The sequence below is a fragment of the Curtobacterium sp. USHLN213 genome, assembly GCF_037144815.1.
In the GTDB taxonomy this organism is placed as follows: domain Bacteria; phylum Actinomycetota; class Actinomycetes; order Actinomycetales; family Microbacteriaceae; genus Curtobacterium.
This window is the reverse complement of sequence record NZ_JBBCYQ010000005.1, coordinates 37,684-49,663: the sequence shown is the minus strand read 5'-3', so window position 1 is coordinate 49,663 and position 11,980 is coordinate 37,684. Positions and strand designations below refer to the sequence as shown.

Sequence of the window (11,980 nt, the reverse complement as noted above, 5' to 3'; positions counted from 1 at the left end):
CAATGTGGAACATCATGTCGTCCGGTGGGGCCGGATCAGCCCCAGCGCAGGCAGTCCACGGCGTCGTCGGCTGACCACACGTTCGGGAGCTCGACGAAGCGTCGTTCGGTCGACACGTACCGACGGGCGCGGTAGGCGGTGCCCCCGGCGACGTCGACGCGGTCCACGTACCCGACGATCTCGCCGTTCGCCCGGGTCACGCGGCTGAGGTCATCGCGGACGTCGAGGATCCGGAGGTCGCCGCGCGAGCGGGCCACGGGCGCGGTACGGATCCGGAAGACCGGTTCGTTCGTCGTCTGCATCGTGGTGCCTCCTGCTCGTCGGTGTGTCCCCGACGGTACGGCCGACCACCGACACGCCGAGTGCGCTCGGACGATCCGGGGAGCGCTGCCGGGGGAGTGCGCGTTGTGGAGGAGGCGTGCCCCGGTCGTGGCTCGCTCCGAGCGGGGAGCGGTAGGTTGCGGCCATGACGACGTTCGTGCTCGCAGGTGGATGTTTCTGGTGTCTCGACGCCGTGTACCGCACGCTCCAGGGCGTGCAGGACGTGGTGTCCGGCTACGTCGGCGGCGAGGTCGAGAACCCCTCGTACGAGTCGGTGTGCACGGGGACGACCGGTCACGCCGAGGCCGTGGCGGTCACCTTCGACGAGACGGTCATCCCGGCCGACGTCATCCTCGACGTGTTCTTCACGCTGCACGACCCGCGGCAGCTGAACCGGCAGGGCGCCGACGTCGGCACGCAGTACCGCTCGGCGATGTTCCCGGCCGACGACGACCAGAAGGCCCTGTTCGAGCGGGCGATCGCGCGCGCCTCGGACATCTGGGACGGCGGCATCGTGACGACGATCGAACCGCTCGGTACCTTCTACCGTGCGGAGGAGTACCACCAGGACTTCTTCGCGAAGAACCCCGGTCAGGGCTACTGCCTCGCGGTGGCGCTGCCCAAGGTGAACAAGGTCCGCAAGGCCTACAGTCAGTACATCCTGGCGTCCTGAGACTCCGGACGTCGGGGCCACGAGGAGGTGGTCGAACGATGACGAACAACACCGGGACCTGGGTCGCGGTCGGACCAGCGGGAGCGGTCGGCAGCATCCACCGAGCAGACGGCGGGTTCCGCGTCGAGCTCTACGGTCGGAGCGCGGGCGGTGGGACGTACCCGTCGCTCGAGTCGGCGAAGGGTGCTGTGCACGCAGCGCTCGGCCCGTTGGCGGACCGACCCGAGTTCCGCGCGCACTGAACGCGCGGTGCCCACGTCTCGACCAGGAGGCGCGGGGGACTCGTCCTCCACAACGCACCTGATCGAGTCATCTAGTCACAGATCGAGCCCCGGGTCGCTTCCGCGACCCGGGGCTCGATGACGATCGACGCATGAACGACACCATCACCGTCTGCGGGATCATCGCCACCGAGCCACGTCACCTCGTGACCGACACCGGCATCGCCATCACGAGCATGCGCCTCGCCTCACCGTCCCGACGCTGGGACCGGGCGACCTCGACCTGGACCAACGGCGCCACGAACTGGTACACCGTCACGGCCTTCCGATCGCTCGCGGCCAACGTGCACCGTTCCCTGAAGAAGGGCGACCGCATCGTCGTCACCGGGCGCATCCGCATCCGGACGTGGGAGCGGGACGGTCGCGGCGGCACCTCCGTCGAGATCGACGCAGAGGCACTCGGGCACGACCTCGCCTGGGGCATCAGCAACTGGGTCCGCGTCCCGCGGCACACGGGTGAGGCGACCGCGCCTCCGGGGAGCACCTCGGGCGTCCTGCCGAACGTCGACCCGCTCACCGGCGAGGTCGGCACGGCGGGCACGGACCGCACCCCCGTACCGGGTGTCGACCCCGACCCGACGGAGCCGGACGTCCGCGAGGAACTGCCCGACGGCGCCGAGGCCGCTCGCCACGCCGCGGCGGCGATCGGTCACGAGTTCGACGTCGTCGTGGGCGTCGACCCGGTGGTGGACGGGGACGAGCGTGCCGCGGCCTGAGCCGGTCCCCGCCCCCGCTCCCGGGTGCCTACCGCCAGTTCTGGGCGATCATCGCGATGCCCGCGACCTCGGTCGTGTCCCAGTTGCCGCCGCGGGGGAGCCCCGAGACCCGTCCGTCGATCGAGAAGCTCGCACCCTGGACCTTCGGGCTGTTCGTCTGCTTCGCCTTGAGCCCGTGGAACGAGAAGCTCGTGTTCCACGTGCCGGCGAGCCCCGTCCGACCGGACGAGTCGCCGACCTTGATCGAGATGTCGTTCACCTGCGAGTGCACGACGTCACCGTTGAGCCGGGCGTTCGCCTCGGCGTTGAAGAAGAGCCGCCCGTCGAGGTTCAGGGCGATCGTGCCGACCGTGCGGTTGTTGAGGATGACCGACGCGACGTCGTTCTTGTACCAGCGCAGCCCGACCGACGTCTTGCTGTGCGAGGCGCCGCCCATGTAGCCGTACGTGAACTTGCCGTTCTGCACCCGCTCCCAGATGAACCGGGGCTGCCCCTTGCTCACGGACGAGGCGGTGTCGGACTGGATCCCCACGGCGAACGCGTTGTTGTGGGCGTCGTGGACGTTGATGTACGACGAGTACCCGGTGCCCGAGCCGCTCTCGATGAGGTGCGCGGTGTACTGGACGTAGGGGTTGCCGCGCGGGACGGGCGACGCTGCCGAGGCAGCCGTCGCCGGGGCGAGCAGCGCGACGGTGAGCGCGGTGGCTCCCGCGAGGGGGAGCGCGAGACGGCGCAGACGCTTGGTGAACATGTCCTGATCCTCTCCGGTGGTCGATCGACCGTGCTCCCGGTGCGGAGCGGGGAAACGGTACGTCGAAGTCGGCGAGCGCAACAGCCCCCGTGCGTGATCCGGCGAACCGGCGACCGGGCAGACGGACGCCCCGCACTGTCAGTACACTTGGCGCGATATGGCTGAGTACATCTACCAGATGGTCCGCGCCCGCAAGGCGGTCGGCGACAAGCTGATCCTCGACGACGTCACGATGTCGTTCCTCCCCGGCGCCAAGATCGGCGTCGTCGGGCCGAACGGTGCGGGCAAGTCGACGATCCTGAAGATCATGGCGGGTCTCGACCAGCCGTCCAACGGCGAGGCGAAGCTCACCCCGGGCTTCACCGTCGGCATCCTCATGCAGGAGCCGGAGCTCGACGAGTCGAAGACGGTGCTCGAGAACGTGCAGGAAGGCGTCGGCGAGATCCACGCGAAGATCACGCGCTTCAACGAGATCTCCGCGCAGATGGCCGAGCCGGACGCCGACTTCGACGCGCTCCTCGCCGAGATGGGCACCCTGCAGGAGGACATCGACGCGGCGGACGCGTGGGACCTCGACTCGCAGCTCGAGCAGGCCATGGCCGCGCTCCAGTGCCCCCCGGGGGACGAGCTCGTCACGCACCTGTCGGGTGGTGAGAAGCGTCGTGTGGCGCTCTGCAAGCTGCTGCTCCAGAAGCCGGACCTGCTCCTCCTCGACGAGCCCACCAACCACCTCGACGCCGAGTCCGTCCTCTGGCTCGAGCAGCACCTGCAGCAGTACCACGGTGCCGTCCTGGCCGTGACCCACGACCGGTACTTCCTCGACCACGTCGCGCAGTGGATCGCCGAGGTCGACCGCGGTCGTCTCTACCCGTACGAGGGCAACTACTCGACCTACCTCGAGAAGAAGCGTGCCCGGCTCGAGGTCCAGGGCAAGAAGGACGCCAAGCTCGCGAAGCGCCTCTCCTCGGAGCTCGACTGGGTCCGCAGCAACACGAAGGGCCGCCAGGCGAAGTCCAAGGCCCGTCTCGCCCGCTACGAGGAGATGGTCACCGAGGCCGAGCGCACGCGCAAGCTCGACTTCGAGGAGATCGTCATCCCCGTCGGCCCGCGCCTGGGCTCGCAGGTCATCGACGCCGAGAAGCTGCACAAGCAGTTCGGCGAGCGCATCATCATCGACGACCTGTCCTTCACGCTGCCCCGCAACGGCATCGTCGGCGTGATCGGCCCGAACGGCGTCGGCAAGACCACGCTGTTCAAGACGATCGTCGGCCTCGAGCCGCTCGACGGCGGCACGCTGAAGATCGGCGACACGGTCGACATCTCGTACGTCGACCAGAGCCGTGGTGGCATCGACCCGAACAAGAACCTGTGGGAGGTCGTGTCCGACGGGCTCGACTACATCCAGGTCGGCAAGACCGAGATCCCGTCGCGTGCGTACGTGTCGCAGTTCGGGTTCAAGGGTCCGGACCAGCAGAAGAAGGCCGGGGTGCTCTCCGGTGGTGAGCGCAACCGTCTGAACCTGGCGCTGACGCTCAAGCAGGGCGGCAACCTGCTGCTCCTCGACGAGCCGACGAACGACCTCGACGTCGAGACCCTCGGCAGCCTCGAGAACGCGCTGCTCGAGTACCCGGGTTGTGCCGTGGTCATCACGCACGACCGGTGGTTCCTCGACCGCATCGCGACGCACATCCTCGCGTGGGAAGGCCTGAACGAGGACGGCACGCCGAACTGGTACTGGTTCGAGGGCAACTTCGAGGCGTACGAGGAGAACAAGATCGAGCGGCTCGGCGCCGACGCGGCGAAGCCGGGTCGGGCGACGTACCGCAAGCTCACCCGCGACTGACCGTGGCGCGGTTGCACGCTCCGGTCCGCATGCGGTGGAGCGACATCGACGCCTACGGTCACGTCAACAACTCCGCGATGCTGCGCCTCCTGGAAGAGGCGCGCATCGTGGGGTTCTGGGGACCCGACCCCGAGGAGCGCGCTCCGGACGGGTCGGTCCCGGAGCCGATCATCGACGGGCGGCCGGGTTCCGGCACCATGACCGTGATCGCGGCGCAGCGCCTCGAGTACCTCGCGTCGATCCCGTACCTGCGGCAGCCGCTCGACATCCAGATGTGGATCGGGCGGCTCGGCGGCGCGAGCATCGACGTCTCGTACGAGGTCTGGTCGCCGGTCGGGCACGAGCCCGCGGTGCTGTACACCCGGGCGACGACCGCGCTCGTGATGGTCGACGCCGTCAGCAACCGTCCGCGTCGGCTGACCGAGGCCGAGCGGGACGCGTGCGCCGCCTACGTCGAAGCCCCGGTGGAGTTCTCCCGCCCGTAGGACGGACTGCAGCACCGTCGGCCGGGTCAGCGCGGGACGCGCATCATCCCCTCCTGCGCGACCGAAGCCAGCAGCCGTCCGTCCGGCGAGAACATCCGCCCGAACGCGAGTCCCCGACCGCCCTGCGCGCTCGGGGACTCCTGCGTGTAGAGCACCCACTCGTCGGCCCGGCCGTCACGGTGCCACCACATCGCGTGGTCGAGGCTCGCGCTCTTCACACCGGGGGTGCCCCAGGCCACCCCGTGACGCCGCATGATCGGCTCGAGGATGGACAGGTCGCTCGCGTAGGCGAGGACGGCACGGTGCAGCGCCGGGTCGGCGGGGAGGTCGCCGTCGACCCGGAACCACACCGCCTGGTGGGCGATGTGCTCGCCCTGGACGTCGACGAACACCGGGCCCTCGACGTGCCGCAGGTCGATGGAGCGTTCGGCCCACGCCCGAGCGACCGGGTGGTCGATGGCCGACAGGATCGACGCGGCCGAGGGCAGGGACTCCGGTTCGGGCACGTCGACGGGGAACGGGTCCTGGTGCTCGACGCCGACGTCCGGGCGCTGGAACGAGGCGATCATCGAGAAGATCGGCACACCGCGCTGGTAGGCCTGCACCCGCCGCGCGGCGAACGATCGCCCGTCGTGGATGCGTTCCACACCGAAGGTGATCGGGACGTCGATGTCGCCGGGGCGGAGGAAGTAGCCGTGCATCGAGTGGATGTCGCGGTCCTCGATGGTGGCCTGCGCGGCGACGATGCACTGCGCGAGCACCTGCCCGCCGAACACCCGGCCGCCGGGGGACCAGTGGCTCGCGCCGGTGAGGATGGTCTCGCCGGTGCTCGCGCCGGTGTCCTCGAGTCTGAGGGTCCGCAGGAAGTCCGGTTCGCCGTTCACACCGAGCAGTCTACGAACGCCCCGGCGCCGAGCCGTGCCCGGTAGGCTGCTGGGTGACATGGGCACCTCGTTCACGCTTCCCGACGCAGCCTCCCTCGGGGACCTGCGCACCTACCTCGGACGGGCCGCCCGCATCGAGGACGGCTCCGTCCGACTCATCGCGGACTCCGGCGTCCTCGCGGTCTACACCGCGATCCTCTACCCGCTCGGGCTGCTCGACGAACTGCCGACGGTCCTCGGCCTGCGGACGTTCTCGCTCGCGCAGCCGGCGACCGTCGACGCGGTCGTCCCGCTGGCCTCGCTGCAGGAACGCCTGCGGCTGCTCGCCGACGCGCACGACGCCGAGCACGCCGACGGCGCCGACCCCACCCGGGCGACCCCGATCGAGGTGGAACTCCCGCTCGAGGTCCACACCGTCACCTGGGCAGCGATCTCCCCGCCCCGCGGTGGCTGGGTCCCGCTGCCCGACGTCTCGCCGGAGCTCCTCCGCCGTGCCGCGCGCGACGGCATCGCCGAGGTCGCCGACGCCGTCCCGACGAACGCCGGCGAGGCCATCGTCCGCAAGGTCCGTTCCGAGGTCTGGGGCCGTCCGGTCGCGGGCATCGAGCACGTCCCCGCCGGCGCGGGCTTCGCGGGAGAGAGCCTCGGCTTCCTCGGCCACGACCCGGTGCGGCTCTTCGAGACCGGACCGTGGAGCCGCCTGACCACCTCGCGCGGGCACGTGCTCGTCAAGCGTCGCGCCTGGACCCTCAACTCGTAGGCAGCCGGTTCCCGGACCGGTCGTGGTTGGCTGGCTCCATGCACGTCTTCCTCACCGGCGCGTCCGGGTACATCGGTTCCTCGGTCCTCCGCGCACTCGTCGCCCACGAGCACGAGGTCACCGCCCTCGTCCGCACGGACGAGAAGGCACAGGCGGTCCGCGACGCGGGTGGCCGCGCCCTCGTCGGTGACGTCACCGACACCGACGTCGTCCGCCGGCTCGCACACGAGGCGGACGCCGTCGTGCACACGGCCTCGGCCCAGGGCATCGACGCGGACTTCATCGCGACCGTGCTCGCGGCGCTCGAGGGCACCCCGAAGCCGTTCGTGCACACCGGCGGGATCTTCACCTTCGGCGACTCGACCGACATCTCCGAGCAGTCGCCGCTGTCGCCGCCGGCACTGACCGCCTGGCGCGTGCCGAACGAGGCGACCGTGCGGGCGAGCAACGTCCGGACGACGATCATCGCCCCCGGCATCGTCTACGGCCGCGGCGCCGGCATCCCCGCGATGTTCGTCGGGGACGGCGAGCACGAGGTCCGACTCGTCGGTGACGGTTCGCAGCGCTGGACGACGGTGCACACCGACGACCTCGGCGAGCTCTACGTCCTCGCCCTGCACCGCGGTGAGCAGGACGGCTACGTCGTCGCGGACACCGGGGACAACCCGACGGTCCGCGAGATCGCGGAGGCGGGAGCGCACGGTTCGCCGATCGTGGCCGAGAGCGTGGACGCCAGCCGCGAGCGTCTCGGCACCGAGTACGCCGACGCGCTGCTGCTCCACCAGGAGGCCTCGGGCGCCCACGCGCGCAGCGCGTTCGGGTGGAACCCGACCCGGCCCCCGCTCGTCGAGGACCTCGCCGACGGCTCCTACGTCCGCTGACGCGACCGGTGACGGACTGGAGGTGGGCCCCACCGGCCGGTACCGGCGCACCGCGCCAGCGGGGTGACGGCCGTGCCAGGAGGGACGGTGCCAGCTGGCACCGCGCCTCCAGTCCGTCAGCCGCGCACGTCCGTCAGTCGAACGTGTTCGTCATGGCGTGTGCCGCCCGGTCGAGGTAGGCCCAGAGCTCTGCCTCGTCGAGGGGCGCGAGCTGGAGGGACTCGACCGCCTCGCGCATGTGGTGGAGCCAGCGCTCACGGGCCTCGGACGTGATCCGGAACGGCATGTGCCGCATCCGCAGACGGGGGTGCCCGCGTTCTTCGCTGTAGGTCCCCGGGCCGCCCCAGTACTGCTGCAGGAAGGCCGAGAGACGCCAGATCGCCCCCTCGAGGTCGTCCGCCGGGTACATCGGCCAGATGACGTCGTCCTGCTGCACGCCCTCGTAGAAGCGCCGGACGAGCCGGTCGAAGGTGGGTGCGCCGCCGATGCGCTCGTAGAGGGAGCCGGTGGCCGAGGCGCCGTGCTCGCCGACCCGCAGCGTGATCGGCTGTGCGGGCGGGGTGGGGTCGGTCATCGCGGGTCCTTCCCGGCGTCGGGGTCGTCGGTCCGGATCGGCTGACCGAGGACGTTCTTGCGGCCGCGTCGGGGCTTGGTCGGCGCCGGCGTGGGCTGGGTCCGCACGGTGCGCAGACCGTTGATCGAGGTCGCGTTCTCCCACCCGGCGGGCATGATCATCGCCATCGCGGGCAGGGTCACGCCGAGTTCGTCGACGGCGTGCTTCAGTCGGACGCGGAGCTCGCGGCCGACGACGTCGAGCTCGGACGCCCGCGTCTTCACGACGAGCCGGAACACCATGCCGGCGTCCGTGATCGACTGCAGGCCCCAGATCTCCGGCTTCTCGACGATGCGTTGGCGCCACCGGGGCTCCTGCGACATCGTGACCGCGGCCTTGAGGAGGGCGTCCTGCACGGCGTCGATGTCGGTGTCGTACGGGACCGTGATGTCGACGAGGACGCGCGACCAGCCCTGTGAGAGGTTGCCGACGCGCAGGATCTGCCCGTTCGGCACGAACCAGAGGATGCCGTTCACGTCGCGGATCTGCATGACCCGCAGCCCGACGTTCTCGACGACGCCGGTGGCCTGGCCGGTGTCGACGACGTCGCCGACGCCGGCCTGGTCCTCGAGGATCATGAACACGCCGGAGAGCAGGTCGCGCACGATGCTCTGTGCGCCGACCGCGAGCCCGGCGGCGACGAGCGAGGCGCCACCGACGATCCCGACGGCCGCGTTCGGGATGACGAGCGGGATGATGACGACGAGTGCGAGCACGACGACGATCACCGTCGCGAGGTTCTCGAGCACGCTGCCGAGCGTGCGGGTGCGCTGGACGACGCGGGCGGTCTGGATCGGCGACGCGATGAGTGCCTGCGTGTCGGTCGCGCCCTGGCGCTTCTTCACGCCGTTCACGACGCGGTCGACGACGCCCTTGATCGAGTGCCGCAGGATGATCCGCAGGACCAGCGCGGCGAGGATCGTGATGACGATCGTGATCGGGACGTGCCAGGTGTCGACGAACTCGCCGAACGTCTGCGAGACGGCCTCTGCCGGGCCTGACGGGGTCGGGGAGGGAACTGCAGCCAAGATCATGATCCGGTCGATGCTAGAGGGCGGGGCCCTGGTGTCCGCTGGGGAACGCCAGGACCCCGCCGATCCTCATCCGAGACTCAGGCGTCCGCCGCCTGGACCCGCAGGGCACGCTCGGTCCCCGCCAGGCTCTCGGACACGATGCGACGCAGCGCCGGGGTCTCCGGGTGCGCCTCGAGCCACGCGGCCGCGGCGTCCCGCAGCTCGGCCGACGCGAGCGGCGCCGGGTAGAGCCCCGAGACGATGGTGTCGGCCATGTGGTAGCTGCGCTCGGCCCAGATGCGCGTGAGCACGTCGAAGTACTTCGGGACGAGCCCCTCGAGCACGACCGGGCTGTTCACGTGCTGGTACCCGACCGTGGTCTGGCGCACGATCGCGTTGGGCAGCTCGGACGAGTCCACGAGCGACGAGAACGCCGCGAGCTTGCCCTCGGCCGTCGGGATCGTCGCACGGGCGCGCGCGGCGGCCTGCTCGCCCGACGCGGTCTTGTCCGCAGCGAGCTCGGCGTCGACCTCGGCACCGGAGGCGGCACCCGCGAGCACGAGGCCCTCGAGCAGCTCCCAGCGCAGGTCGGTGTCGATCTCGAGCCCGTTCAGCGTCACCGACCCGTCGCGCAGACCGCTCAGGGTGGCCACGTGCTCGGGCGTGGAGGCGATCTGCGCGAAGAACTTCACGAACTGGAACTGCGCGTCGGAACCGGCCTCGGCGCTCGACGCGAGGTTCCAGAGCGTGTCGCCGACGGTGCGCACGGTCTGGTCGACCTTCGCCGGCGCGACGTAGTTGCGCGCGGTCAGGAGCAGCTGCGAGAGCGTCGTGCGGATCGTGGTCGACTCGGTCTCGGTGGCGATGTTGCCGAGCACCAGGCGGACGTAGTCGCTGGCGGGCGACTCGGCGTCACGCGTGGCGTCCCACATCGCGCCCCACACGATCGAGCGGGCGAGGGGGTTCGCGATCGAGGCGAGGTGCTCGATGGCGGTCCGGCGCGAGTGCTCGTCGAGACGGATCTTGGCGTAGGCGAGGTCGTCGTCGTTGAGGAGCACGAGGTCGCCGCGCTGCACGCCGACGAGCTCCGGGACCTCGGTGCGGGCACCGTCGACGTCGATCTCGACGCGGTGCACGCGCTCGAGCTTGCCGCCGGAGGACGCGGTGTCGGCGCCGAACGGTGCGTCCGCGTCCTGCGTGACGGCGTAGACGCCGATCGCCAGACGGTGCGGACGGAGCGTCGGGTAGTCGGCCGGCGCTTCCTGCAGCACGGCGAACGACGTGATCGCGCCGGACTCGTCGACCTCGATCTCGGGGCGGAGCGTGTTCACCCCGGCGGTCTCGAGCCAGGCCTTCGACCACTCGGAGAGGTCACGGCCGCTGGTGGCCTCGAGCTCGACGAGCAGGTCGCGCAGCTCGGTGTTCGAGTGGTGGTGCTTCTTGAAGTACGCCGAGACGCCCGCGAAGAACGCGTCGATGCCGACCCACGCCACGAGCTGCTTCAGGACGGAGCCGCCCTTGGCGTACGTGATGCCGTCGAAGTTGACCTGGACGTCCTCGAGGTCGTTGATCGTCGCGACGATCGGGTGGGTCGAGGGGAGCTGGTCCTGGCGGTAGGCCCAGGACTTCTCCATCGCCTGGAACGTGGTCCACGCCTCGGTCCACTCGGTGGCCTCGGCCGTGGCGATCGTCGAGGCCCACTCGGCGAAGGACTCGTTGAGCCACAGGTCGTTCCACCACTTCATGGTGACGAGGTCGCCGAACCACATGTGGGCGAGCTCGTGCAGGATCGTGACGACCCGGCGCTCCTTGATGGCGTCGGTCACCTTCGACCGGAAGACGTAGGTCTCGGTGAAGGTGACGGCCCCGGCGTTCTCCATCGCGCCGGCGTTGAACTCCGGCACGAACAGCTGGTCGTACTTCTCGAAGGGGTACGGGACGTCGAACTTCTCCTCGTAGTAGGCGAAGCCCTTCTTCGTGGTCTCGAAGACGTACTCGGGGTCGAGGTACTCGGCCAGCGACTTCCGCGCGAAGACGCCCAGCGGGATGGTCCGACCGTCGCGGCTCGTCAGTTCGTCGCGAACGACCTCGTACGGGCCGGCGACGAGCGCGGTGATGTAGCTCGAGATCTTCGCCGTCGGGGGGAAGGCCCACGTGGCGATGTCGCCGTCGACGTGCGGCTCGGGCGTGGGGGAGTTCGAGACGACCTGCCACCGGGACGGCGCCGTCACGGTGAAGGTGAACTCGGCCTTGAGGTCGGGCTGCTCGAACACGGCGAACATGCGACGCGAGTCGGGCACCTCGAACTGGGAGTACAGGTACACCTCGTCGTCGACCGGGTCGACGAAGCGGTGCAGGCCCTCGCCCGTGTTCGTGTAGAGCGCGTCGCTGACGACCACGAGCTCGTTCTGCTCCTGCAGTCCGTCGAGCTGGATGCGGACCCCGTCGTTCACGGCGGCGACGTCGAGCGCCGTGCCGTTCAGCGTGATCGAGTGCACCGACTTCGTGATGGCGTCGATGAACGTGGACGCACCGGCGGTGGCGGTGAAGCGCACCCGCGTGGTGCTGCCGAACGTCTCGGCGCCGCGGGTCAGGTCGAGCTCGACGTCGTACGTCTGCACGTCGACGATCGCGGCACGTTCCTGGGCTTCGATTCGGGTGAGGTTCTCTCCGGGCACGGACGCTCCATCTTCGCGGTTGCACACGGACGGTCCTTGTCCGCGTGAGGGGGGTCCCGGCACGGCGTCGTGCACCGGCGG

At 70.2% G+C, this 11,980-nt stretch carries 13 protein-coding genes; 7 read left to right on the top strand and 6 right to left on the bottom strand.

Translation table 11 applies throughout. The annotated features are described in order from the left end of the window. Positions 1 to 35 precede the first annotated feature (35 nt). A complete protein-coding gene (locus tag WFH25_RS08450) occupies positions 36 to 302 on the bottom strand; it encodes a hypothetical protein (RefSeq protein ID WP_070416608.1) in 267 nt (88 codons plus the stop codon). Between the two features lie 164 nt (positions 303 to 466). On the opposite strand from WFH25_RS08450, the gene msrA reads away from it, so the two are divergent. The 3 genes from msrA (at position 467) to WFH25_RS08435 (ending at position 1,991) form a co-directional block, all read left to right on the top strand. Continuing rightward, on the top strand, positions 467 to 994 hold the full coding sequence (gene msrA / locus WFH25_RS08445; RefSeq protein WP_070416607.1) for a peptide-methionine (S)-S-oxide reductase MsrA: 528 nt from the start codon (positions 467 to 469) through the stop codon (positions 992 to 994). Between the two features lie 38 nt (positions 995 to 1,032). Then, positions 1,033 to 1,236 (top strand): hypothetical protein, encoded by a 204-nt coding sequence (locus WFH25_RS08440; RefSeq protein ID WP_070416606.1) that lies wholly within the window; start codon positions 1,033 to 1,035, stop codon positions 1,234 to 1,236. A gap of 131 nt (positions 1,237 to 1,367) precedes the next feature. After that, positions 1,368 to 1,991, top strand: coding sequence for a single-stranded DNA-binding protein (locus WFH25_RS08435; protein ID WP_070416605.1), 624 nt, complete (start codon positions 1,368 to 1,370; stop codon positions 1,989 to 1,991). Positions 1,992 to 2,019: 28 nt separating this feature from the next. Here the strand turns inward: WFH25_RS08435 and WFH25_RS08430 are convergent, their stop codons facing one another. Next, positions 2,020 to 2,742 carry a hypothetical protein gene (locus tag WFH25_RS08430; protein WP_070416604.1) on the bottom strand — a complete coding sequence of 241 codons (723 nt, stop codon included), beginning with the start codon at positions 2,740 to 2,742 and terminating at the stop codon, positions 2,020 to 2,022. Positions 2,743 to 2,899: 157 nt separating this feature from the next. On the opposite strand from WFH25_RS08430, the gene ettA reads away from it, so the two are divergent. Then, positions 2,900 to 4,585, top strand: coding sequence for an energy-dependent translational throttle protein EttA (gene ettA / locus WFH25_RS08425; protein WP_071295909.1), 1,686 nt, complete (start codon positions 2,900 to 2,902; stop codon positions 4,583 to 4,585). Between the two features lie 29 nt (positions 4,586 to 4,614). After that, positions 4,615 to 5,070, top strand: coding sequence for an acyl-CoA thioesterase (locus WFH25_RS08420; RefSeq protein WP_070416602.1), 456 nt, complete (start codon positions 4,615 to 4,617; stop codon positions 5,068 to 5,070). Between the two features lie 26 nt (positions 5,071 to 5,096). On the opposite strand, the gene WFH25_RS08415 is transcribed toward WFH25_RS08420, so the two are convergent. Next, positions 5,097 to 5,954: an acyl-CoA thioesterase gene (locus tag WFH25_RS08415; RefSeq protein WP_071295908.1), complete on the bottom strand. Its 858-nt coding sequence runs from the start codon at positions 5,952 to 5,954 to the stop codon at positions 5,097 to 5,099. 58 nt (positions 5,955 to 6,012) lie between these two features. On the opposite strand from WFH25_RS08415, the gene WFH25_RS08410 reads away from it, so the two are divergent. Together WFH25_RS08410 and WFH25_RS08405 are read left to right on the top strand one after the other, a co-directional pair. Beyond that, positions 6,013 to 6,714 (top strand): hypothetical protein, encoded by a 702-nt coding sequence (locus WFH25_RS08410; protein ID WP_071295907.1) that lies wholly within the window; start codon positions 6,013 to 6,015, stop codon positions 6,712 to 6,714. 38 nt (positions 6,715 to 6,752) lie between these two features. Then, positions 6,753 to 7,595, top strand: coding sequence for an NAD(P)H-binding protein (locus WFH25_RS08405; protein WP_336697385.1), 843 nt, complete (start codon positions 6,753 to 6,755; stop codon positions 7,593 to 7,595). Between the two features lie 133 nt (positions 7,596 to 7,728). Here the strand turns inward: WFH25_RS08405 and WFH25_RS08400 are convergent, their stop codons facing one another. From WFH25_RS08400 to pepN, 3 genes are all read right to left on the bottom strand, one after another. Next, entirely contained in the window at positions 7,729 to 8,169 is a 441-nt protein-coding gene (locus WFH25_RS08400) for a globin (protein WP_229085056.1), read from the bottom strand. After that, complete coding sequence (locus WFH25_RS08395; RefSeq protein WP_092384072.1) at positions 8,166 to 9,242, bottom strand: mechanosensitive ion channel family protein; 1,077 nt, start codon at positions 9,240 to 9,242, stop codon at positions 8,166 to 8,168. The genes WFH25_RS08400 and WFH25_RS08395 overlap by 4 nt, the downstream gene beginning before the upstream one ends. A 77-nt stretch (positions 9,243 to 9,319) precedes the next feature. Continuing rightward, positions 9,320 to 11,899, bottom strand: coding sequence for an aminopeptidase N (pepN, locus tag WFH25_RS08390; RefSeq protein ID WP_336697382.1), 2,580 nt, complete (start codon positions 11,897 to 11,899; stop codon positions 9,320 to 9,322). Positions 11,900 to 11,980: the final 81 nt, after the last annotated feature.

What these genes read in the sequence shown, in the direction of transcription:
- WFH25_RS08450 (WP_070416608.1), bottom strand. Translation starts at nt 302, where the DNA reads ATGCAGACGACGAACGAACCGGTCTTCCGGATCCGTACCGCGCCCGTG.
- WFH25_RS08400 (WP_229085056.1), bottom strand. Translation starts at nt 8,169, where the DNA reads ATGACCGACCCCACCCCGCCCGCACAGCCGATCACGCTGCGGGTCGGC.
- WFH25_RS08405 (WP_336697385.1), top strand. Translation starts at nt 6,753, where the DNA reads ATGCACGTCTTCCTCACCGGCGCGTCCGGGTACATCGGTTCCTCGGTC.
- WFH25_RS08410 (WP_071295907.1), top strand. Translation starts at nt 6,013, where the DNA reads ATGGGCACCTCGTTCACGCTTCCCGACGCAGCCTCCCTCGGGGACCTG.
- WFH25_RS08435 (WP_070416605.1), top strand. Translation starts at nt 1,368, where the DNA reads ATGAACGACACCATCACCGTCTGCGGGATCATCGCCACCGAGCCACGT.
- ettA (WP_071295909.1), top strand. Translation starts at nt 2,900, where the DNA reads ATGGCTGAGTACATCTACCAGATGGTCCGCGCCCGCAAGGCGGTCGGC.
- WFH25_RS08395 (WP_092384072.1), bottom strand. Translation starts at nt 9,242, where the DNA reads ATGATCTTGGCTGCAGTTCCCTCCCCGACCCCGTCAGGCCCGGCAGAG.
- msrA (WP_070416607.1), top strand. Translation starts at nt 467, where the DNA reads ATGACGACGTTCGTGCTCGCAGGTGGATGTTTCTGGTGTCTCGACGCC.
- WFH25_RS08420 (WP_070416602.1), top strand. Translation starts at nt 4,615, where the DNA reads ATGCGGTGGAGCGACATCGACGCCTACGGTCACGTCAACAACTCCGCG.
- WFH25_RS08430 (WP_070416604.1), bottom strand. Translation starts at nt 2,742, where the DNA reads ATGTTCACCAAGCGTCTGCGCCGTCTCGCGCTCCCCCTCGCGGGAGCC.
- WFH25_RS08440 (WP_070416606.1), top strand. Translation starts at nt 1,033, where the DNA reads ATGACGAACAACACCGGGACCTGGGTCGCGGTCGGACCAGCGGGAGCG.